This is a genomic window from Candidatus Methanoperedens sp. BLZ2 (assembly GCF_002487355.1).
Classification (GTDB): domain Archaea; phylum Halobacteriota; class Methanosarcinia; order Methanosarcinales; family Methanoperedenaceae; genus Methanoperedens.
In genome coordinates, this window is sequence record NZ_NTMG01000019.1 from 24,953 (window position 1) to 47,256 (window position 22,304).

29 protein-coding genes are annotated in these 22,304 nt (G+C 41.6%); 13 read left to right on the forward strand and 16 right to left on the reverse strand.

Annotation, left to right across the window (positions count from 1 at the left end):
* The first annotated feature begins 16 nt into the window (after nucleotides 1-16).
* Nucleotides 17-277 (forward strand): type II toxin-antitoxin system RelE/ParE family toxin, encoded by a 261-nt coding sequence (locus CL181_RS02205; RefSeq protein ID WP_097297612.1) that lies wholly within the window; start codon nucleotides 17-19, stop codon nucleotides 275-277.
* Nucleotides 278-281: 4 nt separating this feature from the next.
* Here CL181_RS02205 and CL181_RS02210 read toward each other — a convergent pair whose 3' ends face one another.
* Nucleotides 282-473, reverse strand: a complete 192-nt coding sequence (locus tag CL181_RS02210; protein ID WP_097297613.1) for a hypothetical protein — start codon at nucleotides 471-473, stop codon at nucleotides 282-284.
* A 316-nt stretch (nucleotides 474-789) separates the two neighbouring features.
* Between CL181_RS02210 and hemB the strand changes: the two genes are divergently transcribed.
* The 3 genes from hemB (at nucleotide 790) to CL181_RS02225 (ending at nucleotide 3,216) form a co-directional block, all read left to right on the forward strand.
* Nucleotides 790-1,767 carry a porphobilinogen synthase gene (gene hemB / locus CL181_RS02215; RefSeq protein ID WP_097297614.1) on the forward strand — a complete coding sequence of 326 codons (978 nt, stop codon included), beginning with the start codon at nucleotides 790-792 and terminating at the stop codon, nucleotides 1,765-1,767.
* Nucleotides 1,767-2,201, forward strand: coding sequence for a DUF2227 family putative metal-binding protein (locus tag CL181_RS02220; protein ID WP_097297615.1), 435 nt, complete (start codon nucleotides 1,767-1,769; stop codon nucleotides 2,199-2,201). The genes hemB and CL181_RS02220 overlap by 1 nt, the downstream gene beginning before the upstream one ends.
* A 73-nt stretch (nucleotides 2,202-2,274) precedes the next feature.
* Nucleotides 2,275-3,216, forward strand: a complete 942-nt coding sequence (locus CL181_RS02225; RefSeq protein WP_097297616.1) for a nitrous oxide reductase family maturation protein NosD — start codon at nucleotides 2,275-2,277, stop codon at nucleotides 3,214-3,216.
* Between the two features lie 29 nt (nucleotides 3,217-3,245).
* Here CL181_RS02225 and CL181_RS02230 read toward each other — a convergent pair whose 3' ends face one another.
* From CL181_RS02230 to CL181_RS02265, 8 genes are all read right to left on the reverse strand, one after another.
* A complete protein-coding gene (locus CL181_RS02230) occupies nucleotides 3,246-4,184 on the reverse strand; it encodes a UDP-glucuronic acid decarboxylase family protein (RefSeq protein ID WP_097297617.1) in 939 nt (312 codons plus the stop codon).
* A 28-nt stretch (nucleotides 4,185-4,212) separates the two neighbouring features.
* Nucleotides 4,213-5,229: a sugar phosphate nucleotidyltransferase gene (locus CL181_RS02235; protein ID WP_255251370.1), complete on the reverse strand. Its 1,017-nt coding sequence runs from the start codon at nucleotides 5,227-5,229 to the stop codon at nucleotides 4,213-4,215.
* Nucleotides 5,230-5,242: 13 nt separating this feature from the next.
* Complete coding sequence (locus CL181_RS02240; protein WP_097297618.1) at nucleotides 5,243-6,526, reverse strand: UDP-glucose/GDP-mannose dehydrogenase family protein; 1,284 nt, start codon at nucleotides 6,524-6,526, stop codon at nucleotides 5,243-5,245.
* Nucleotides 6,527-6,648: 122 nt separating this feature from the next.
* Nucleotides 6,649-7,254 (reverse strand): rhomboid family intramembrane serine protease, encoded by a 606-nt coding sequence (locus tag CL181_RS02245; RefSeq protein ID WP_097297619.1) that lies wholly within the window; start codon nucleotides 7,252-7,254, stop codon nucleotides 6,649-6,651.
* On the reverse strand, nucleotides 7,251-8,243 hold the full coding sequence (gene purM / locus CL181_RS02250) for a phosphoribosylformylglycinamidine cyclo-ligase (RefSeq protein ID WP_097297620.1): 993 nt from the start codon (nucleotides 8,241-8,243) through the stop codon (nucleotides 7,251-7,253). Before purM ends, CL181_RS02245 begins: the two co-directional genes overlap by 4 nt.
* A gap of 230 nt (nucleotides 8,244-8,473) precedes the next feature.
* Nucleotides 8,474-9,133 carry a translation initiation factor IF-6 gene (locus CL181_RS02255; RefSeq protein ID WP_097297621.1) on the reverse strand — a complete coding sequence of 220 codons (660 nt, stop codon included), beginning with the start codon at nucleotides 9,131-9,133 and terminating at the stop codon, nucleotides 8,474-8,476.
* A gap of 17 nt (nucleotides 9,134-9,150) precedes the next feature.
* Nucleotides 9,151-9,414: a 50S ribosomal protein L31e gene (locus CL181_RS02260; RefSeq protein ID WP_097297622.1), complete on the reverse strand. Its 264-nt coding sequence runs from the start codon at nucleotides 9,412-9,414 to the stop codon at nucleotides 9,151-9,153.
* A 10-nt stretch (nucleotides 9,415-9,424) separates the two neighbouring features.
* On the reverse strand, nucleotides 9,425-9,577 hold the full coding sequence (locus tag CL181_RS02265; RefSeq protein ID WP_097297623.1) for a 50S ribosomal protein L39e: 153 nt from the start codon (nucleotides 9,575-9,577) through the stop codon (nucleotides 9,425-9,427).
* Nucleotides 9,578-9,695: 118 nt separating this feature from the next.
* Between CL181_RS02265 and CL181_RS02270 the strand changes: the two genes are divergently transcribed.
* Together CL181_RS02270 and CL181_RS02275 are read left to right on the forward strand one after the other, a co-directional pair.
* Nucleotides 9,696-10,970, forward strand: coding sequence for a hydroxymethylglutaryl-CoA reductase, degradative (locus tag CL181_RS02270; protein WP_097297624.1), 1,275 nt, complete (start codon nucleotides 9,696-9,698; stop codon nucleotides 10,968-10,970).
* Nucleotides 10,971-11,069: 99 nt separating this feature from the next.
* Nucleotides 11,070-12,323, forward strand: a complete 1,254-nt coding sequence (locus CL181_RS02275) for a 3-isopropylmalate dehydratase large subunit (protein ID WP_097297625.1) — start codon at nucleotides 11,070-11,072, stop codon at nucleotides 12,321-12,323.
* On the opposite strand, the gene CL181_RS02280 is transcribed toward CL181_RS02275, so the two are convergent.
* The 6 genes from CL181_RS02280 to CL181_RS02305 form a co-directional block, all read right to left on the reverse strand.
* Complete coding sequence (locus CL181_RS02280) at nucleotides 12,318-12,602, reverse strand: hypothetical protein (protein ID WP_097297626.1); 285 nt, start codon at nucleotides 12,600-12,602, stop codon at nucleotides 12,318-12,320. The two genes, CL181_RS02275 and CL181_RS02280, sit on opposite strands and share 6 nt — an antisense overlap.
* Nucleotides 12,603-12,614: 12 nt before the next feature.
* Complete coding sequence (locus CL181_RS02285) at nucleotides 12,615-12,896, reverse strand: hypothetical protein (protein WP_097297627.1); 282 nt, start codon at nucleotides 12,894-12,896, stop codon at nucleotides 12,615-12,617.
* A gap of 14 nt (nucleotides 12,897-12,910) precedes the next feature.
* Nucleotides 12,911-13,285 carry a hypothetical protein gene (locus tag CL181_RS02290; RefSeq protein WP_097297628.1) on the reverse strand — a complete coding sequence of 125 codons (375 nt, stop codon included), beginning with the start codon at nucleotides 13,283-13,285 and terminating at the stop codon, nucleotides 12,911-12,913.
* Nucleotides 13,286-13,288: 3 nt separating this feature from the next.
* Nucleotides 13,289-13,597, reverse strand: coding sequence for a winged helix-turn-helix domain-containing protein (locus tag CL181_RS02295; RefSeq protein ID WP_097297629.1), 309 nt, complete (start codon nucleotides 13,595-13,597; stop codon nucleotides 13,289-13,291).
* Between the two features lie 72 nt (nucleotides 13,598-13,669).
* Complete coding sequence (locus CL181_RS02300) at nucleotides 13,670-14,020, reverse strand: hypothetical protein (RefSeq protein WP_097297630.1); 351 nt, start codon at nucleotides 14,018-14,020, stop codon at nucleotides 13,670-13,672.
* Complete coding sequence (locus CL181_RS02305) at nucleotides 14,013-14,801, reverse strand: transcriptional regulator (protein ID WP_097297631.1); 789 nt, start codon at nucleotides 14,799-14,801, stop codon at nucleotides 14,013-14,015. The genes CL181_RS02300 and CL181_RS02305 overlap by 8 nt, the downstream gene beginning before the upstream one ends.
* A 137-nt stretch (nucleotides 14,802-14,938) precedes the next feature.
* Here CL181_RS02305 and CL181_RS02310 point away from each other — a divergent pair, with 137 nt between their 5' ends.
* The 6 genes from CL181_RS02310 to CL181_RS20030 all read left to right on the forward strand — a co-directional run bounded on the left by CL181_RS02310 (nucleotide 14,939) and on the right by CL181_RS20030 (nucleotide 20,382).
* Nucleotides 14,939-15,742, forward strand: a complete 804-nt coding sequence (locus tag CL181_RS02310; protein ID WP_394336509.1) for a helix-turn-helix domain-containing protein — start codon at nucleotides 14,939-14,941, stop codon at nucleotides 15,740-15,742.
* A 53-nt stretch (nucleotides 15,743-15,795) separates the two neighbouring features.
* Nucleotides 15,796-16,836 (forward strand): hydroxymethylglutaryl-CoA synthase, encoded by a 1,041-nt coding sequence (locus CL181_RS02315; protein ID WP_097297632.1) that lies wholly within the window; start codon nucleotides 15,796-15,798, stop codon nucleotides 16,834-16,836.
* Nucleotides 16,837-16,856: 20 nt separating this feature from the next.
* A complete protein-coding gene (locus CL181_RS02320) occupies nucleotides 16,857-18,026 on the forward strand; it encodes a thiolase domain-containing protein (protein ID WP_097297633.1) in 1,170 nt (389 codons plus the stop codon).
* A 2-nt stretch (nucleotides 18,027-18,028) separates the two neighbouring features.
* On the forward strand, nucleotides 18,029-18,430 hold the full coding sequence (locus CL181_RS02325) for a Zn-ribbon domain-containing OB-fold protein (protein WP_097297634.1): 402 nt from the start codon (nucleotides 18,029-18,031) through the stop codon (nucleotides 18,428-18,430).
* Nucleotides 18,431-18,513: 83 nt separating this feature from the next.
* Nucleotides 18,514-19,596, forward strand: coding sequence for a site-2 protease family protein (locus CL181_RS02330; RefSeq protein ID WP_097297635.1), 1,083 nt, complete (start codon nucleotides 18,514-18,516; stop codon nucleotides 19,594-19,596).
* A 387-nt stretch (nucleotides 19,597-19,983) separates the two neighbouring features.
* A complete protein-coding gene (locus tag CL181_RS20030) occupies nucleotides 19,984-20,382 on the forward strand; it encodes a CPBP family intramembrane glutamic endopeptidase (RefSeq protein WP_176505016.1) in 399 nt (132 codons plus the stop codon).
* Here CL181_RS20030 and CL181_RS02340 read toward each other — a convergent pair.
* Nucleotides 20,375-20,629 carry a hypothetical protein gene (locus tag CL181_RS02340; protein ID WP_141398763.1) on the reverse strand — a complete coding sequence of 85 codons (255 nt, stop codon included), beginning with the start codon at nucleotides 20,627-20,629 and terminating at the stop codon, nucleotides 20,375-20,377. The two genes, CL181_RS20030 and CL181_RS02340, sit on opposite strands and share 8 nt — an antisense overlap.
* 147 nt (nucleotides 20,630-20,776) lie before the next feature.
* Between CL181_RS02340 and CL181_RS02345 the strand changes: the two genes are divergently transcribed.
* Nucleotides 20,777-22,303, forward strand: a complete 1,527-nt coding sequence (locus CL181_RS02345) for a glycosyltransferase family 2 protein (RefSeq protein WP_097297638.1) — start codon at nucleotides 20,777-20,779, stop codon at nucleotides 22,301-22,303.
* Nucleotide 22,304 lies beyond the last annotated feature (1 nt).

Here is a 22,304-nt window from a genome sequence, read left to right on the forward strand (position 1 = left end):
AAACAATGTAGGAAACATGCCTTATGAGATCATTATCCCTGAGAAGATTCAAAGGATAATCGATAAGAAGTGCGATAATCACCTAAAAAAGCGGTTGTATACAAAATTACTGAAACTCGAAAACGCCCCACAATCATACGCTAAACCATTGCGCGTCCCTCTCGCCGGCATCTGGGAAATCTATTTTGAAAAAAGATGGCGCGTGCTTTTTGAAATAAATGAAAATGAAAAGATGATCATTATTGTTGGATTCAAGCATAAAGATGAAATGGCTTGAGGAGCTATTCTTTCATTAAATCACGGAGCTTCTTGAATTTACCAGAATTGTAATCCTCTCTACTCTCTTTGATCTGGTCGATGAGTTCGGAATCCGAAAGAACTTCCAGAGTAGATTTCATAGATTCATATTCATCACTGGAAATGGTTACCCAGTGTGCTTTATGTTCTGTAAAAGCTTCAATTTCACTGCTCATTTAATAGTCATTATTACCTTAATCTATATTTAAGCATTGTTTCGTAAGTATGAGATCCCATAGTTGCATTGTTTTAATCCGGTTCGCTCCAAACGGCCTAATAAGTTAAATTAACCATGCTTATTATCCCGCCCCCTTTCCGCAATTCCCATGCGCCCTTCCTGACATGTGCAGCGCCCTCATCTATACACGCAGGCGCGGGCTGGGATTGAGCCGAGAGAGGTTTTTTGAAATCGATTAACTCCGAATAAATGTTTGTCAAATAAACAAACCGAATCGGTAATAATTAAGTACTTCCCATCCAATTATAACACGTATGTTCCCCACGATGCGCATGAGAAGATTGCGCTCATCAAAATTCAGGCCCATGGTCCGTGAAGCGACTCTTGATGTCAGGGATTTGATATGTCCCATATTTGTCGATGAAACAATATCAAAACCTCTTGAAATTAATTCAATGCCAGGCGTTTTTCGGCAGTCTCTTAAAACTGCTGCCGATGAAGCCGCAAGTATTTCAAAGCTCGGTATCCCCGCAATAATTATTTTTGGTATCCCGGCTGAAAAAGACGAAACAGGAACCCACGCATATGGTGACGATGATGTTGTCCAGAAAGCTGTGAGAGCTATCAAAAAGAAGGTGGGAGATGACCTTATCGTGATCACTGATCTTTGCCTTTGCGAATACACATCCCACGGCCATTGCGGCATGGTAAACGAGAAACATGAAATACTCAACGACCCCACGCTTGATATCCTGGGAAAGACAGCAGTAAGCCATGCCAGGGCTGGCGCAGATATCGTTGCGCCTTCGGGAATGATGGACGGCATGGTGGGAGCGATCCGCAGCGCGCTTGATGAGAATAATTTCAAGGACGTTCCAATTATGTCCTATGCTGCAAAATATTGCTCAGTTTTCTATGGCCCGTTCCGTGAAGCTGCAAGCTCGGGCTTTTCTTTTGGCGACAGGGCTTCATACCAGATGGACCCCGGTAATTCCGATGAGGCGCTTCGCGAAGTTGCACTTGATATCGAAGAAGGCGCAGACATAATTATGGTCAAACCTGCGATGACTTATCTTGACATCATTTACAGGGTAAAGAAAAAATTCAAGATGCCAACTGCTGCATACCATGTCAGCGGCGAATATTCGATGATAAAAGCGGCAGCACAGAATGGCTGGATCGATGAAAAAAGGGCTATATATGAATCACTGATATCGATAAAGCGGGCAGGCGCAGACATGATATTGACATATTTTGCAAAAGATGTAGCTATTGACCTGAATTCAAAGTAATGCCGGGATATAATAAACACAGGATATTCAATTACATTGTTTTTATTGTTATTGCCCTTATCCTTTATTTTGAAAATATCTTTAGTTTCAGTCCGGGGATGTTGTTTGCGATATGCCTGGGATTTTACATTGGCACTGAATTTGTAACTCCTGACCTTGATGTCGATAGCGCAGCGTATAAGCGATGGGGGAGGCTAAAAATCCTTATGCTTCCCTACAAATGGTTATTCAAGCACAGGCAAAGTTCACATAATATTTTTTATGGGGCGATCGTGAGGATATTGTATATCAGCGTAATAATCCTGGGATTTTATTATCTCATATTCAAATCGCTTCCACAGGAATTTACTTTTTCATATATTTATGTGATTATATTCTTAATAGGAATAATATTAGCTAATACCCTGCATGTGATCCTGGATAAAATCTTTTGAAGATCAACCAAATTAGGCACAATCAATTAATTTTATCAGCTTACACATGATAGGATAGGTTGAGTGATTATATATGGTTTTAAAAGCTTGCAGAAGCTATGTCTATAGAATAGCTGGAATAACTGCGCTGGTGGCCCTATTGCTTGCAGGCAGTGTGAGTGGAAAAACATGGACCGTAGACGACAGCGGCAGCGCTGATTTTATGAAGATTCAGGATGCGATAAATAATGCGAGTTCAAGAGATACCATTCTCGTTTATAGCGGCACATATTACGAGAATGTTTTTGTTAATAAGCAGCTTATTCTGCGGGGTATTGATAACGGTGGAGGGCAGCCAGTGGTAGATGCCCGGAGAAACGGGAGCGCCATATTCCTTACTCCTCTAAGCAATGGATGGAACGAGCTTGAAGGGTTTATTGTGAGGAACAGCACAGCGTCGATATTCTGGACAAACGCGGGAATAAGAGTTTCTTCAAGTAACAATATTATCAGGAACAATCACGCTACGAACAACAGCATCGGCATCTATGTGGGATATTCCAGAAACAATACGCTGGTCAACAATAATGCCGTGAACGGCAGCATCTTCCCCTACTATGCAGGCTTTGGCATCATTCTTATATCTTCGAGCAATAACAGGCTTATTGCCAACAACGCCTCGAACAACGGCAATGGTATCGATCTAACGCAATCCAGCAACAACATACTGAGCAGCAACACTGTCAACTCGAACCTGATTTATGGCATGATTCTGCAATATTCCAGAAATAATACCATCTACGATAACAACTTCAACAATGTACATAATGCCTGGGCTAATGAAAATAATTATTGGAATATTCCAAAACAGGCAGGCACGAATATTATCGGTGGACCCTATCTTGGTGGGAATCACTGGTCAGACTATGCAGGTCATGATACTGATGGGGATGGTCTGGGAGATACTTTGATCCCCTATAATAGCTCTGGAAACATCACATACGGCGGAGATTATTTACCGTTGATTAATCCATAACCCGCCTGAATTCGAAAGTTTTACAATTTTTACTTTCCCGAATCCAGAACACCCTTAAAGTATTGTATCGTATTTCTTAATCCTTGCTCAAGAGAAACTTTTGGTTCCCACTTCAGGATTTTTCTTGCTTTTGTGATATTGGGCCTTCTTTGTTTCGGATCATCCTCTGGCAATTCCTTGAAAATGATCTTTGAATCTGTCCCGGTTAACTTTATTATATATTTTGCAAACTCAAGTATAGTATGCTCTTCCGGGTTCCCGACATTCATAGGATTGGTATAATCTGACATCATCAGGCGATATATTCCCTCAATTTCATCGCTTACATAGCAAAAGCTTCTGGTCTGGGAGCCGTCCCCGTATACGGTGATGTCCTCTCCATTGAGAGCCTGCCCGATGAAGTTTGGCACTACCCGGCCGTCATTTAAACGCATGCGTGGGCCATATGTATTGAAAATGCGTACTATCCGCGTTTGCGTCCCATGATACCTGTGATATGCCATAGTAATGGCTTCAGCAAATCTTTTTGCCTCATCATAAACTCCGCGCGGGCCTATAGGGTTTACATTCCCCCAATATTCCTCAGATTGCGGATTCACAAGAGGGTCACCGTAAACCTCGGATGTTGAAGCCAGTAAAAACCTCGCATTTTTCTCCCTGGCAAGACCCAGCATGTTATGAGTTCCAAGAGCGCCAACTTTGAGTGTCTGGATCGGCAGCTCCAGGTAATCTATGGGACTGGCCGGACTTGCAAGATGAAATATATAATCGATCTTTTCTTCAAGATAAAGAGGTTTTGTGACATTATGTTCAATAAATGAGAATTTTTCATTTTCAATATGAATAATGTTATTTTTATTTCCTGTGACAAGGTTATCCACACAAATAACTTCATGTCCTTTTGCAAGCAAAAGATCGCATAGATGCGACCCGATAAATCCTGCCCCGCCTGTAATTAATGCTTTCATCTGTACCTCAAAGATTACTCTTCAAACTTTAGAATTCAATTGATGATGAATCACCTATATTAAGGGAATTATGCTTACCGTGTACGCTGGCGTCATCTCCTACTATAGACCTCTGAAGATTAACTTTTGATATATGAGAGCGCGAACCTATAACGCTATCTGAGATTATGCTGTTCTCAATATAAGAATCACTTGCAATAGAAGCATGCGGCCCAACAACCGAATTAATGATCGTAACATTATCCCCGATTGCGACAGGTTGAATAACCACGGAATCTTTTATTTGATGTATATGATCTATATTCTCTTTTTCATCAAGCAGCACACGGTTTGTTTCCAGGAGAGATTCAGAATGCCCGCAATCGTACCAGCTTGATACAGGGAATGTCTTGAGACGGTAACCCCTTATTATCATTTCCTGTAATGCATCTGTGAGCTGGTATTCACCCCGCGTCCTGGTATCTTTCATTATCATTTCTTCTATGATAGCTATAAGAATTCTGATCTCTTTAATAAAATATATACCTGCTATGCCAAGATTGGATTTCGGATGAGCCGGCTTTTCTTCCATGCTTTTAATGCAATGTCCGTCAAGTTCAACTATTCCGTATTTTGTGGGATCTTCTACTTCCCGTACTCCGATTGAGCCTGATGTATTACCGTTTTTCATGTGATGATTATAAAATTCAATATATCCTGCCTTGAATATCATATCGCCAAGAGCGATCATTATATCAGAATCGCCAATTTCTTCCCTTGCCACATAAATAGAATGAGCAAGACCTAACTGCTCATCCTGGTCAATATAACATATATTGAATTGATTTGAATAATTTGCATCTACATAAGATATGATCTGTTCTTTCTTGTAACCTACAATAATTATTACTTCATCAGGTTTGACATCCTTCATCCTGTCAAGTATATGGCCGATGATGGGTTTCCCCGCAATATACACCATCGGCTTTGGTTTTGTGTAAGTATGGGGAAAAAGTCTTTTTCCCGCTCCTGCCGCAGGAATAATAACTTTGATTTTATTTGTCATCAGTTTCTTCATTTTACCAGCAAAGTCCTACATATTTAGTATCTTTTCGCGGGGTAAGCATATGGCGTCCATCGATAATAAGTTTGTTTTCCATCATGTCAAATTCCTTATTAAGCTTTTTGAACTCATCCCATTCTGTCATTACAAGGCAAGCATCTGCTTCTTTCAGGGCATCAGCAGCGCTTGAATTATACTTAATATTCCCGAAAATCCGGCTCATATTCTCGTTTGCCATCGGGTCATAAGCGCTAACTTCTGCGCCATTATCAAGAAGCTCATTTATCACCGGTATTGCTCTTGATTCCCTTATATCATCGGTATCATTCTTGAAAGCCAATCCCAGGACCGCAATTTTTTTGCATTTAAGATCCCCAAGTTCTTTCTTAAGCAATAGCACCATCCGTCCGGGCTGCTTTTCGTTCACCTTGATAACCGATTCAAGAATCAAAGGTTCATATCCTATGGATTTTGCCTTCCCGATAAGCGCTTTTACATCTTTCGGGAAGCATGAACCCCCAAAACCCGCGCCAGAGTTAAGGAAATGCGGCCCGATCCTGAAATCCTTTCCTACAGCTTTCATTACTTCGTAGGTATTGATGTCCAGTTGTTTACAAATGTTTCCTATTTCATTTGAAAAGGATATTTTCGTTGCCAGGAATGCATTATTAACATATTTGATCATTTCAGCGGTTCTCGGATTCGTCCTTGTTATCTCGCAATCAAGACCGCTGTAAAGGGATGCTACGAGATCGCCTGCTTTTTTATCCAGTGATCCGATGACTATTTTATCAGGATGCATGAAGTCATAAATTGCTTTTCCTTCCCTGAGAAATTCAGGGTTCATGGCTATACCGAAATCCCCGGAACGTTTCTTTGAATATTTTTCAATTATTGGCAATACCACTTTTTCTGTTGTCTCAGGCACTACTGTGCTTTTTACGACGATAACATGATAATCTTTTTTATCCTTTAGCGCATCGCCAAGGCTCGCACTTGCCGCTTTAACGATACCAAGTTCGATATTTCCTGATGGACCCGATGGTGTCCCCACACATATGAATGAAACATCGGAATTCATTACCGCATACCTGTAATCAGAAGTCCCGCTCAATTTTTTCCCGGCATGCTTTTCCAGAAGTTCGGCCAGCCCTTCTTCATATATAGGAGGAATACCTGCATTTATCATATCAATTTTTGATTTATCAATATCCACACAAATAACTTCATGCCCAAGTTGCGCAAAACATGCTGCGCTTACAGTTCCGACATAACCTGTACCTATCACTGAAATTCTCATAATTTGGTCCTTTTCTTAATCTGGCTATTTTTCAAGATTAATCCTATTACATATTATTTTTATTTTAATCTTTTCTTTATTTATCAAATCTTTATTTATCAAATTTAAATCAATCGTATCCCTTAAATCCATTTACTCAAATAAATATATACTATGAAATAAACGATTAACAATGTAAAAGTAAGAAACAGGCTCTCCTTCCACTTCTGGTTCCATTTTGCTCCGAAAAACATTCCTATAATAAACCCGAATATGTGTGAAAAATACGCAACATTCCCGCCCGTAGCATTTTTAACAGCCATTATATTAAATATAAAATACAAAAGCGCAAGTGGCCCGATTGGCGAAAGAAATTGGAATGAATATCCAGGGTGCCGGACAAGCAAAAGTGCGGCCATCACTGAAAATATGGCGGCAGATGCCCCCAGCATGTTCGCTCCGGGATAAAATGGTATACTGACTATGAAAGATAATATGCCTCCTGTAAAAAAAACAAGGGCAGTATTGAAGGCTCCTACTTCATCCTCAAGGCTGTTCCCGAAAACATAAAGGAAAATCATGTTCCCGGAAAGATGGATAAGATTTGCATGAACAAAAAGCCCGGTCAATAAAGTATAAAATGCTCCATGAAAAAGGGCATATTCACTGAATGCAAGATTCTCTGTTGAGCCCCAATAATAAAGGCTTAAAAATATGCACAATATTATCAGGAAATTCGTGAACTTCATTTAATTTCTAACCCTTTCACATATATCCCTTCATCCACAATTTCCCCTACTACCTTTCCACCTAACATCTTTGCCACATTTTTTGCATTTTTTCTGGGAATTACAACAACAAAACCCATACCCATGTTGAATGTTTTATACATTTCAAGGTCTTCCACTTTTCCTTCTTCCTGCAAGAACCTGAATATCGGCTGGGGTTCCAATGGGTCATTGATGTCAAATCCGTATTTTGTGATACGATGAAGTTTCATAAGCCCGCTTCCTGTAATATGGGCAAGACCGTGAATATCGAACTCTTTTGCTGCATCCAGTATTTCCATGTAGATCCTGGTAGGCACCAGTAATTCATCCCCTATGGTCGTCTCTTCATTGTATGGAAACGGGTCATGATATGAATGGCCTGCCTCTTTTATGATCCTTCGTACAAGAGAATATCCATTACTGTGCACGCCACTTGATGGTATCCCGACAATGGCATCACCTGTTTCGATTTTCTCTCCTGTGATCACCCTGTCTTTTTTGACCATCCCCAGACATGTTCCTGCCAGGTCAAAACCATTAATAATGTCCGGCAGGGTCGCAGTTTCCCCTCCTACGATGGTCATCCTTGATATCCCGGCGCCTTTTGCAAGTCCTTCCCCGATTTGTCCCATGATCTCCGGACTGGGTTCATGTATGGCGATATAATCCACAAATGCAAGAGGCTCTATCCCCATGGCCAGAAGGTCGTTCACATTCATGGCAATGCAGTCAATCCCAATTGTGTTCCATCTTTTCATTTCATTTGCGATCAGGACCTTTGAACCCACACCGTCTGTAGTCAGCGCAAGAGCATGTTCCCCAAAATCGATAAGACCTGCATAGTGGCCAACATCTGTTATTGGGGCGCCAATGCCTTTGCGTTTATAGGTAAGATGTTTTGCAAGGGCAGCTATTGCCCGGTTTTCCGTATCGATATCAACGCCTGCTTTTGCATAAGTTAACGCCATACAGGCTTCAATAAAAGTGATTGCATAAAGATTTTATGATTGGATAGAGCAGGCGTTGGATAGGTGTGTGTGGGAGTGACATAAAAAATATGCCTGCTCATACTTATGATAAGCATAATACTATATAAGTATTTTGGTTGTTAATTATTAATACATCAGGTTTGTATTTAAGAAAGAATAGCAAAGCTATAGTATTGAGACAATTTACAAAAACGGAAAAATTATTAAACCTACTGGAATCCCAGTGTATCTTCTATACGGCTTATCTCAGGGCTGGTGGTTTCTTCGCCCACAACATAGCCTTTAACATTGGCAAGAAGCCCGGAACCAACAAGAGGTGAGCCAAAATTAACAGTCCCGATATTAACTGGTAATTTGAACAGTTCTTCAACTACCGATATCTCAGCAGGGCTGGATTTAGGATGCACGAGTACACCTTTGTTCGTAGCTATACCTGCCATTCCAACGGTCTTTAAACCGCCAAGAGTGCCTCTTTGGACCTCGACCCCAAGAGTTCTCTGAATTATCTTAATGGACTTTTCAGAGAGATCCGGATGAACAAGGGCAGCTGTATCATTGGCTAAAATAAGGTTTCCTGCTGCGTTGTGCTCTTCGGTTAACCTTGCTGCCTTGATATGTTTCCTTATAGCCCTGATTTCTCTTTCCAGGACAAAACCTGCTACCACCATCCCGTTATTGTTTCCCCGCATCAGCGAACCTATAATCGAACTTCCGCTTACAGCAGTGTGGCAGGCTGCAACACCAAGTGATTCTTCCAATTCCCCTATTGTTTCAGCAGATGCATCATAAGGTACGAAAACAAATTCATCTGTACACGTTGCAAAGACGCCCAGTACGGGGCTCCCTGAAATATTCAATTTACGTTTCAATTAGGCCCCAAAAAAAGTTATTCCGGGGCGAGTTCAGCCTGAACGCCGCCGGCTTCGAACTTGACCGCCCTTACTCTTAATTTCAATGGCGGTTTCATTGAGCCTCTCTCCCAGAGTTTCTCGTTGATGGTCTTATCGATCTTGACCTCGTCAAGGTCGGTCTTCAGGTGTTTTCCAAGATATGCTCTTACTTTCCTGACTGCGCATTCTGCTCTTTTCCAGCGCGGAACTTTCCGTGCATCCGAAAGGGGAATAGTATAAATTCTTTCAATATCTGCCATAATAATCACTTTAAACCTTGAGTGTGCTTCTTCTCCAGTTGCGTCTCTTCGGATGGGTCATTACATTTCTCTTGGTCTTTACGATAACCCATGCCGGAAGGCGCTGGTTCTGATTCTGGTGTTTTGCCAGTCTTTTCTTCTTTGCTTTTGTCCTTTGAGTCATAAGAATTCACCGAATGATCTAGAATTGGAATACCCTGTACGTCTTGATACATTGATAAAGCTTTTGGATACCTATTTATACCCTCCTGCCATCTAAAATCCTCTTGCGGGTAATATAAATGGCAAAAACATCAAAGATATCAGGTTTTTATAAGCAAAGCCCAAAAGAAAGGCTCAAAATCGTATCCGAATTCTCAGGTCTCTCTGAAGAAGAAGCATCATGCATAGGCGCAACTGGCGCGCTTTCACTTGATGCCGCTGACCGGATGGTGGAAAACCTCATTGGAATAATGGAAGTGCCGATGGGCATTGCCGTGAATTTCCAGATCAACGGCAGGGATTATCTTATTCCCATGGCTATCGAAGAACCATCAGTAATAGCCGCAGCGAGCAATGCAGCGAAGATGGCGCGGGAAGGCGGAGGTTTCACAACGAGCAGCACAGGTCCTGTAATGATGGGCCAGATACAGGCTGTCGGGATAAAAGACCCGAACGGTGCGAGATTGAACATCCTTGAGAAAAAAGATGAAATAATCAGGCGCGCAAATGAAGTTGACCCGATACTTGTAAAGTTCGGCGGCGGCGCAAAGGATGTGGAAGTCAGGGTAATTGATACTCCTTCCGGGAAAATGCTCATCACGCACCTTGTAGTGGATTGCAGGGATGCCATGGGCGCAAATGCCGTGAATACGATGGCTGAAACTGTGGCGCCTTATATTGAGGAACTTACCGGGGGGCGCGTGTACCTAAGGATTATTTCAAATTTTGCAGATAAACGCTTGATGAGGGCAAAAGCGGTTTTCCCAAAAGAAACTATCGGAGGAGAAGAAGTTGTAGACGGTATTCTTGCAGCATATCATTTTGCGGCAGGCGACCCTTACAGGGCGGCAACCCACAACAAAGGTATAATGAACGGGGTTTCAGCAGCAGTGCTTGCTACAGGCAACGATACAAGGGCAATAGAAGCCGGAGCACATGTTTATGCATCACGAAGCGGAATTTACCGCCCCCTTTCATGCTATGAGAAAAACGCAAACGGCGATCTTGTTGCAACAATAGAGATGCCAATGGCCGTAGGTCTTGTAGGCGGGGCGACGAAGACAAACCCTATAGCGCGCGCAGCTGTAAAGATCCTTGGAGTAAAGTCAGCTACAGAAATGGGTGAAGTATTTGCAGCCCTTGGTCTTGCCCAGAATTTCGCAGCAATGCGTGCACTTGCTACGGAAGGCATCCAGAGGGGTCATATGGGGCTTCATTCAAGGAATGTAGCCATCCAGGCAGGCGCCACAGGTGATCTGGTTGATAAAATTGCCGATATTATGGTCAGGGAAAAGAAAGTAAGGGCTGACAGGGCAAAGGAACTGCTGGATGAGATGATGGAAAAAAGGAAATAACCCCCACGATTTAGAATTGCTTGAATGTAGATATTATTGCTTTATCCTTAAGATTCGGGGCAATTACCTATTTATTTCTTAAAAACCTATTATCGACAAATGCCTACCATAAGTGAAAAGATACTCTCCCGCGCTTCGGGTAAACCCGCAAATGCCGGTGATTTTGTTTTAGCAAAAGTAGATTATGCGATGGCTCATGACGGGACAAGCATCCTGGCTGTGAGGGCCTTTAAGGAAATGGGTGTAAAGAGAGTATGGGACCCTGACAGGATCATTATTCCATTTGACCACATAGCTCCAGCTAATAATGAAACTGCGGCAAAACTTCACAAAAGCACAAGGCAGTGGATAAAAGAGCAGGGGATCATAAATTTCTTCGATGTAGGCGAAGGCATCTGTCATCAGGTCCTGCCTGAGCAGGGTTTTGCCATGCCCGGAAAACTTATAATCGGGGCAGATTCGCATTCATGCACTTACGGCGCTTTCGGGGCTTTTGCCACGGGGGTCGGGGCTACTGATATGGCTGAAATCTTCGCAAGCGGCAAGTTGTGGCTGCGCGTCCCGCAAACAATAAAGATCACGGTGGAAGGGAAACTCGCAAAAGGCGTGTCAGCAAAGGACATGACACTATTCATAATCAAGAATGTAGGCGCTGACGGCGCTAATTATAAAGCTCTCGAATATTACGGCAGTGCCATCAGTGAATTATCAATGGCCGAACGTATGACCTTTTGCAACATGTCAATAGAGATGGGGGCAAAAACAGGTATCGTTCCGGCTGATGCAAAAACTCTCGAATATCTTAAAGGGCGGGCGCGTGATAAATTCGAGCCTGTTTATGCTGATAAGGATGCTAAATATTGCGAGGAATATAATTTTGATGCAGGAGACATTGAACCGCAAATTGCTAAACCGCACGAGGTAGATAATGTATCAGGGGTCGGAACACTTCTTGGCACGCCTCTTGACCAGGTTTTCATAGGCTCATGCACGAACGGAAGATTTGAGGATCTGGAAATTGTGGCAAAGATCCTTGCAGGCAAAAAAGTAAAAGTCAGGACAATTGTGCTTCCTGCTTCACGTTCTGTCCTGATAAAAGCAACAGAATCCGGTATAATTTCAACGCTTCTTAAAGCCGGCGCCATTATTGCGCCACCCGGATGCGGACCGTGTCTTGGCGCCCATATGGGTGTAATATGTGAGGGTGAAACATGCCTCTCCACATCCAACCGCAATTTCAAGGGCAGGATGGGGGCCGGAGGGCTGATATACCTCTCATCACCGGAAACAGCGGCGGCAAGCGCGCTGAAAGGGGAGATTGCTGATCCGAGAGAATTACATTTATTTTCATGATTTTACTTCTCTCCTGCCCTCACGGTACTTCTCAAGCAACAGAATCCCATACCCGTAAAGGAAAATCAACATGCCTGCTGTTCTCAGTATTATAGTCTGCCCGCCGCGCTCAAAAGGCATGAGGAAATCCAGGAGGTAAAGGATTGCCCCTATGACCATGAGGTCAAGAATGCGCCGCGATTGGGATATTTCAAGGGTGCGTAGTTGTTTTATGGTGGTATAAGTGGTATAGATGATTGTGAGGGCTAAAATGACGAACAGGATGGTGGTTTGTATCATTTGGCCACCCAGCTACTCGGAGACTTTTTCAAGTATACTCTCTATTTTTTCAACTTTTTTCTCAATTCTACCCATAGATTCTTTTAACAAGACTATTTTGGTAGTCAAATCTGTAGAAATTTTTGACTGTGATTCCTTTGCATCCACGTAGCGTTTTGTCAGAATTAACAGATACACGATAGGTACAACGATAATTGCATAATACAATATTATCACAATATTAATTCCAATACTGCTTAATACCACCATTGCAAGAACAAGAGTTACAGCCGCAGTTATCCTGTTTATTTCCATTTCCGATTCCTCCTCTAATCCGATACTTTTCTGAGTATTTCGTCTATTTTGTCTATCTTGTTTTCGATTATTCTGCTTCGATCATTTAATAACTCTATCTGAGCTTTTACTTCATCTCCTCTTAATGGCTGTTGTTTAACCTTTTGCTCTGCTATACGGCTAACCCATTGCAATCCACTCAATAAATAATCTATTATTATTGCTAATGCGGATACTATAAGCACCAAAATTAAAACGTAAAACCAAAACGCGTTTATTTTAAATCCAAGCGGGATTATCACAAATTCATTTGTATTTCCATATATAATTCCTAAATTAAATGCCATGATTATTGCAAGAATAAGGGATGCAACAATGAGTGGTACCCAGGTATTGTATCTAATTTTCATTTTTCATTCCTCCTTAAGATTCTGGATCATGTCCAGGCTCACAACCGTCTCGAATGGCACTGATTTATAATATCTCCTGAAATATGGCGATTCTTCCGAGACATCGCTTCTGCCTTTTACAAGTCCAAGCTTTTCGAACTGCTTCAGGTATATGTTCACGAGAGGCCGTGAGATACCGAGTTCCTCTGAAATTTCCCTTGCATACTTCTCCTGTACTGAAATTGCTTTGAGTATGCAAAGGCGCTGCTCGTTTCCGAGGAATCCGAGAAGTTTTGAAAGCTCTGAGATAGAGTTGGTTGTGAGCTTTAACATGTGTTTGTTATTATTTACATATGTAAAGATAAGCTTTTCGACTCATAACCTGCAATAGAGACATTTTGTTTTTTATTTCAACAAAACGATGTTTCCCATTCCTCTCCTTCTTCTCTCAACAAGACCCTTGCTTTCCAGTAAATCCTGAACCCTGCTATCGTTCCTGGCGATATTAATCGATTTATTAAGCTCTGTTTCACGTTCAGCTTGACTTCTTCCATTCAATTTACCATCACCAACACCCCTACCAATACCACCACTAATGTATACTCCACCATTTGAAGTATTCCAGGTGTATTCTTCTCCCTCAGGCAGGGTGAAGTTTTGTATCACTTTACCGCCTTCGTATATTGTTACCTGGTTGCCAGCAACCAGAATTACTGCTGTAGCTGCCATATCCATCGATATTGTACCATTATCCATTTTTCCTATTTTTCCTGTAATCCATAATTACGAGTATTGCAACTACAAACAGGCATCCGAGAAGAAATACAAGTCCGGGGTGTGCATTGATCGCGTTCGCCAGGTTTGTGAATATATCAGGCGCAGCCTTGCTTATTGCACCATTATCCACCGCTTGCGGCTGCACAGGGATCGCAGCAGTTGCATTTGCATCCCAGGCATTTATTGATGTAGCTGGAACTACTCTACCGACCTCGTCACTTTTTACTGTCTCATTAATTATACTGGCAGGCATGGATGTGTTCGATAAATCCTGAATGGCTGGTGAGGGAACAGGTGATGATTTTAAATCATTTGTTATAAGCAAATCATTTGAGTTCCTTCCAGTGCTTCTCATGAAAAATTCAATTATGCTTGAAGCAAATACTGCTGTTAATATTACTCCCAGGTACTTCCTGAGTATATCACCAACAGAATTCCTGTCTGTCTTTTCCGGCACCAGAATGATGAGTTTTCTCACAGGGGCATAGATCCTGACCTCCCGCCCTTTCTCGCTATATTTTATCTTATCAACCTTGATCAGTCCCACGCTCTCCAGATTCTCAAGGTTGTAAGCAACGGTGGTAAGGGGCGCATGCAGACTCTGTGCAATATCCGAAGCAGAAAGCGGGGCATCAGCCAGAAGCTCGATTATCTGCCTTGCTGTGTCATTTGAGATTACCTGCGTTATCTTCTTTGATTCGTCCCCCAGCGGCAGTATGATGAGCTTCTCTTCACCCGGATATTTTTCATTTTCTGGCATTGTTATTATTAATAGACAAGGATATTAAAAGAGATTGCTATAACTACGAATGGAGTTGTAATTATAACCCACTTCGTTATTTGACGATGGCCGTTTCGTTAGTTTTATATCCCATCAAATCTATACCTCGCTCTCATATGACTGAAAAAGCAGATATTGCTTCGACTCCTGCCTCTACTACTTCTGGTATTGTTAATCCTCCTGTAATGAACGGCTCTTATCATGACCTGAAGAACAAACTCGCTGAGAAAATGGCGGGTGAGATCACCCTGTCTGATAATCCGGGAGAAACATTAAAGAAGTGGCGGGTAGCCTTTGAGATACCCCAATCCGACCTGGCCTTTTTTCTTAAAGTTTCACCATCAGTAATAAGTGATTATGAAAGCGGAAGGAGAAAATCCCCCGGGATTTTCATTGTCAGTAAGATCGTGGAAGCAATACTTGAAATGGATACTGCACGCGGTGGCGCCAAAATACGTTCTTATGAAGGAATGCTCAGGGGTGGTTTTAACGCTGACGCTATATATGATATTCATGAGTATCTTTCCCCGATGTCCATAGAAGAACTCATAAAGCTCGTGAATGGGGAAGTGGTTTACAGCCCACCATCCGAACAAATAAAACCGTTATACGGTTATACAATTGTGGATAGCCTGAGAGCGATCCTCGAATTATCTTACAATGAATTCCAGAAATTATATGGGTGGAGCTCTGAAAGAGCCATGATCTTCACCCAGGTATCAACAGGCAGGTCGCCTATGGTTGCCCTGAGGGTAACAAACCTGAAACCTGCACTGGTGGTAATTCATGGAATCCCGGCATCACAGGTGGACAAAATAGCAGCAAAGATAGCAGAGATCGAACATGTTCCGCTTATTGCGACGGTTATGCCAATGCCAGACCTGATCCGCGCTCTTGCGTCCCATGATCTTAAACATTAATATTATCACTATTATCAATATAATTTAATATTTAACAAAAAAGAGGTACAAACATGAATGTTGGAATCGTTTCATATGGTGCTTACATACCCAGATACAGGATACGGGTTGAAGAGATAGCAAAGGTATGGGGCGCAAATGCAAATAGCATAATTGATGGGCTGATGGTTTTTGAAAAATCAGTGCCTGATCTTGATGAGGACACAATAACAATTGCAGTAGAAGCTGCACGTTATGCAATTAACCGGGCAAATATAAATCCGGAAAAAATCGGAGCGGTATATACAGGCTCGGAAAGCCATCCTTATGCGGTCAAGCCTTCAAGCACCGTTATAGCTGAAGCTATCGGGGCTACACCTGACCTCACTGTCGCGGATTTTGAATTCGCATGCAAGGCAGGAACTGCTGCTATCCAGACATGCATGGGCATGGTAGAAACAGGAATGATCGAGCTTGGTATGGCAATTGGTTCAGATGTTTCCCAGGGCGCGCCAGGGGATGCACTGGAATATACTGCTGCTGCAGGCGGAGTAGCCTATATAATCGGAAAGAAAGACCAGGTTGCAAATATCGAATCCACATATTCATACACTACAGATACACCGGACTTCTGGAGAAGGGAAGGAATGCCTTATCCGGAGCACGGGGGAAGATTCACGGGAGAACCGGGATACTTCAAACATGTTTCATCTGCTGCGGAGGGCCTTATGAAAAGAATGGGCACAAAACCTTCAGATTACAATTATGCGATATTCCACCAGCCAAACGGCAAGTTCCCAACCCGCGTGGCAAAAATGCTTGGTTTTACCAGTGAGCAGATAAAACCCGGGCTTGTTGTTCCGCGTCTTGGAAATACATATTCGGGCTCATGCATGATGGGACTTGCAGCAACTCTTGACATTGCAAAAGCAGGAGACCGGATATTCATGACTTCATTCGGTTCAGGCGCCGGAAGCGATGCATTCAGCTTTACGGTGACAGACAGGATCGATGAAATACGAAATGGGGCGCCAGGCGTTGAAACATTGCTGGCAAATCCTGTATATATCAATTATGCGACTTATGCGAGACATAAAGGTAAGATCAAATTATAAAATCAAATAAAGGTGAAAAAATGAGAGATGTGGCAATTATCGGAGTCGGATGCACTGAATTCGGCGAATTATGGGATAAATCCTTCAGGGAGTTATTTGTGGAAGCTGGAGTGAGCGCGATAGAAGATGCCAATGTCCAGGGCGGAAAGATCGATGCACTTTATGTGGGAAATATGAGCGGCGGGCGGTTTATTGAACAGGAGCATCTCGGGGCGCTTATTGCGGATTACTCCGGTCTTGCAAGCCTTAACGTCCCTTCAACGCGCGTGGAAGCAGCATGCGCATCTGGCGGGCTTGCATTGCGCCAGGGTATCCTTGCGGTAGCATCGGGTTACCATGATATTGTGGTAGCAGGAGGGGCTGAAAAAATGACCGATGTGGGTGTTGAGACAACAACGGATGCTCTTGCAGCGGCTGCTGACAGGGAATGGGAAGGTATTATGGGCGCAACATTTCCGGGCCTGTACGCTATGATCGCAAAGCTTCACATGCATAAATATGGTACAACACAGGAACAGCTGGCAGCAGTGGCTGTGAAAAACCACCACAACGGCACAATGAATCCAAAAGCGCAGTTCCAGAATGAAATTTCAATTGAAACTGTAATTAATTCCCTGATGGTCGCAGACCCCTTGCGGGTCTTTGACTGTTCCCCGATCACAGATGGCGCATCGGCTGTGGTCATTGCCCCGGCTGAAATTGCCCGGAAATATTCTGATACTCCGATCTATGTAAAGGCATCTGCCCAGGCAAGCGGCACAATTTCGCTTCATGACAGGCCTGATATTACAACTGTTGATGCCACCGTCGCAGCAGCGAAATGGGCATATAAGATGGCAAAACTCAAACCAAAGGATATAGGCTTTGCAGAAGTTCATGATTGTTTCACAATTGCAGAGATATGTGCTATCGAGGACCTTGGATTTGTTAAGAAAGGGGAAGGCGGGCCTGCAACTGAATCAGGCATGACAGCCCTTGGGGGTAAAATCCCTATAAATCCTTCCGGAGGATTAAAAGCTTGCGGCCATCCTGTTGGCGCTACGGGTGTAAAACAGGCTGTTGAAATAACACTTCAACTGCGTGGTGAAGCCGGGAAGCGGCAGATAAATGGTGCCGAGATCGGTCTCACGCATAATGTCGGAGGTTCAGGCGGAACTGCTGTCGTTCATATTTTCGGGAGGGAGAAATAAGTATGTCAGTCCCAAGATTTTGGAGAAGATTAAAGAATCTTTATAATCTCATAGGAACGCATTGTGAAAAATGCGGTGGTTTTTTCTATCCGCCCAGGAACATGTGCCCCAAATGCAGAAGGAACGGTATAATAAACCCGTTCAAATTCAAAGGCGCGGGTGTTGTTGTAACATATACGATCGTGCATACTGCTGCGAAAGATTATTCCAAGCTTACGCCTTATATTCTTGCTATAATAAAACTGGATGAAGGTCCAAGTCTTACGTCCCAGGTAATATGCGACCATTCACAAATCCATATTGGCATGAGGGTCAAGTCAGCTTTCAGGAAACTTGGTGAGGAAAGCGATAAAGGAATGATATATTACGGGACAAAATTTGTCCCGATGGAAGAAAAAGCCTGATTTTCATTTTATTTATTTAAATTACTCGTTACATTTATTATATAGAATACATTTATTATATAGAATAGAGTATATAAGTACAAATGAATAATCCGGAAAATGCATCCATAACAGAACAGGAGCTTAGAGAGAAAATAAACCAGGTTTTTTCTATCTATGATATCCAGCATGCGGATGGTAATATTTATTTTTTTGGAACTCCAAAGGAAGATATAAAGATTATCTTCCAGAAGCTATGGCCGCTCCTTTCTGAAAAAGGTTTCCAGTTCACAATAAAATATGATCTTGGTGAACATATTCTCGTAGCATCGCCACTCTTACCTGCAAAAGAGCGCCTCTGGATAAATTATGTTCTTGCAATTGCTACTATTTTCACTACGATGATAGTGGGCTCTCTTCTTTTTGGCGGTCATCCGGACATATCCGCTGCTGATATCATGAAAGGATTACCTTTTACTATCGCGATCATGGCAGTGCTTGGCTCACATGAGGCAGGACATTACATAGTCGCAAAAAAGCATGGTATGCAAACGTCATTACCATATTTTATCCCATTCCCGAACATGATAGGCACAATGGGAGCCGTGATAAAACATCGAGGACCCATACCTAACCGGAAAGCCCTGTTTGATGTAGGTATTTCAGGCCCTCTTATCGGGCTTATTGTATCTGTGATTGTAACAATAATCGGACTTCTCCAGCCCCAATTGCCACAGGCGACCCAGGGATTAAAAATTGAACTCGGCACTCCTTTGCTATTTGAACTGATAAACCGCATTATACCTACCGGAGATGGAATGATGATGCATCCGATAGCGTTTGCAGGCTGGGTAGGGATGCTTGTAACAGCTCTTAACCTGATCCCGGCAGGACAACTTGATGGTGGTCATGTTCTTCGAGCAATGATTGGTGAGAAAGCAAAAGAAGCATCAAGAGTAATTCCATTTATCCTTATTTCTCTTGGTTTCTATGTCACATATGTACTGGACCGCGATGGTTTTATATGGGTTTTATGGGGTATCTTCCTTTCATTTTTTGCAGCGGCAGGTCATCCCAAGCCTCTTGATGATGATATACCGCTCGGGAAGGGAAGGATGGCATTAGGTGTAATTACTTTTATCCTGGGATTGCTGAGTTTTACTCTGGTGCCTTTCCAGATGGGGTAAAAAATAATTTTGAAACACCCCCTTGTGGTTTGTTTTATGGATAAATATAACTTAAAAAAATATGAGATCATATCTATACTTTTGATTATATTAGCGGAAATCTTATTTTTCTCAGAACAAAGACTCCTCACCATAGTAGTGCATTCATTTAACATTATTTTAATATTAATATTATTACTTTCAAAAAAGAAACATCAAATCATTCAATCGCTTTCCCTGATTTCACTTTTTCGCATTCTTAATTTATCGTTGCCTGTCTTTGTTTCCTTTACTATTTACTGGCTTGCATCTTTATATTTAATAATGTTTATTCCTATAATTTTATTAATAAAAAAACAGGGATTAAGCAATCGTCATATCGGATTAACGTACAAAAATCTTTATCTATTGCCAGTTTCCATTCTCCTGGGAATCGGACTGGCCTTATTCGAATACAATATTCTTGTCCCGGATCCTCTGATCCCGGAACCGGATTTACTTAATTTATTTATATTGGCGATTATAGTGATTTTTTTCTCAGCCCTTTGTGAAGAAATAATATTCAGGTCCTTTCTCCAGCAAAGCATAGAAGAAAATTCAGGGCCAATAGTTGGATTACTTATAGCAAGTGTTATATCCGGTTTCATGAGTTCAGGATATTCCAGTTATTATGAGATCTTTTTTGCATCTTTTGCAGGTTTAATACTGGGATTTAGCTTTCAAAAAACAAGAAGTCTTCCATTTGTTGTAATGGCGCATGGAGTAAATAATATATTTTTGTTCGGTATATTACCTTTTGTTACATAATCTCAATAATCTTAAAGATCACAATAGAAGTAAAAACAATAAGTAAAGGCAATATCATTATATTTAAAAAATCCGCATTTGTATCATCCTTGTACTTGCTTGATAAAATAATGTCTTTTGAAGATATCAGTAAAATCAATAAAATTATTGCAGGGACACCACCTATTGCCAGTCCTGTGACCATACTCATCGGGATAGCATTTGATAGTGAGCTGCCAGCAGGATAAGCCCATAGTACAATTGACACTATTAATAAATGAAAAAATAAACGCATATACTTATTCATTCAAAATTCAAATAAATGATTATGATTATAATTAGTATAATTATTTTTTTATATAAAGCCTTATATGCATTTAGTCAGATTTAACATATTCTCATAAATAGAGCTGATATGTTGGAAAATAATAACCATAACAATACCAGGGCAATAACGATTATTTTTCATACATTTAACATAGAAGCGACTATTGGCAGTATAATTATTAAAGGTCACAAGTATGCTGATCGCATCATCGTTATCGATAATGGCAGCATTGATAGCACAGTAGAAATAGCAGAGCTTGCAGGTGCTGAGATTTATCAGCATCCAATGAAAAATGGCGAAAGAAGAGTGAACGATCTTAAAATTGCCAGTCAGAAAGATGCAAAAATCATAGTCATGATGAGTACTGATGAAGAACCCGATATTATACCAGAAATTATCGAGCCAATCAGGAATGAAGGTTATGATATTGTTGTAAATTCAAAAGAAAAAACCAATATTTCATATTCCCGGCTACATGTCCATTTAAATAAAAGAGATGAAAAGAAAGTATGTATTGGTTTCTCAACAAAATGTTTGAATAGTATTGTTTTGAAAGATTTGAATGGATCAACAACAAAAGATATCATATATCAAGCCGAGAAAAATAATCTGAAAATAAAATATATTGGCCAGGATGATCAATCCAGCTTTCATCAGTTCAAAGGTTACAATATCAGTGTAGTTGTTCCTGCATATAATGAAGAACTTTTGATAGAGGAAACACTTAAAGGCATACCGGATTATGTTAAAAGGATATATGTTATTGATGATTGCAGCAATGACAGAACTCCTGAAATTTTAATGGGCATTACTGATAAAAGGATAGTTGCCGTATGTCACAAGACTAATAAAGGAGTAGGCGCAGCAATAGTTACGGGGTATAAACTGGCTCTTGAAGATGGAATGGATATTGTTGCTGTAATGGCAGGAGATAACCAGATGGACCCGAATCAGCTTCCCCGCCTGGTTATCCCTATAATTGAAGGAAGGGCGGATTATACTAAAGGGAACAGATTGATCAGCAAAGATTTCCGTAAGGGAATGAGCAGATGGAGATTCCTGGGGAATGCAATGCTTACTATAATCACAAAGATCGGCAGCGGATACTGGCATATAATGGATCCGCAAAATGGATATACGGCTATATCCAGGCAGGCGCTTGAAGTGTTGAATCTGGATGAAATCTTCCCATATTATGGATACTGTAATGATATGCTTATAAAATTGAATGCCTTTGGTATCAGGGTTGAAGATGTTGTGATGCCAGCGCGTTACGGTTGTGAGAAATCAAAGATCAAATACATCAATTATATCATGAAGGTTGCTCCAATGAATTTCAGAGGATTTTTATGGAGATTGAAAACAAAGTATGTTGTGCTTGATTTCCATCCGCTTGTCTTTTTCTACATAGCAGGCATTGTGCTTGTGCCGTCCGGAGTATTTTTTGGCTTCTGGATATTCATGCAGAAATGGCGTCAGATCCCTGTCTCTCAAAATTTTCCGTTACTTTCGGCTTTTATAACACTTATGGGGATCCAGTTCCTGTTATTTGCAATGCACTTTGACATGCAGGCTGATAAGAGCAGGAGCGGAAATGTTGGATTTTTGAAATAAA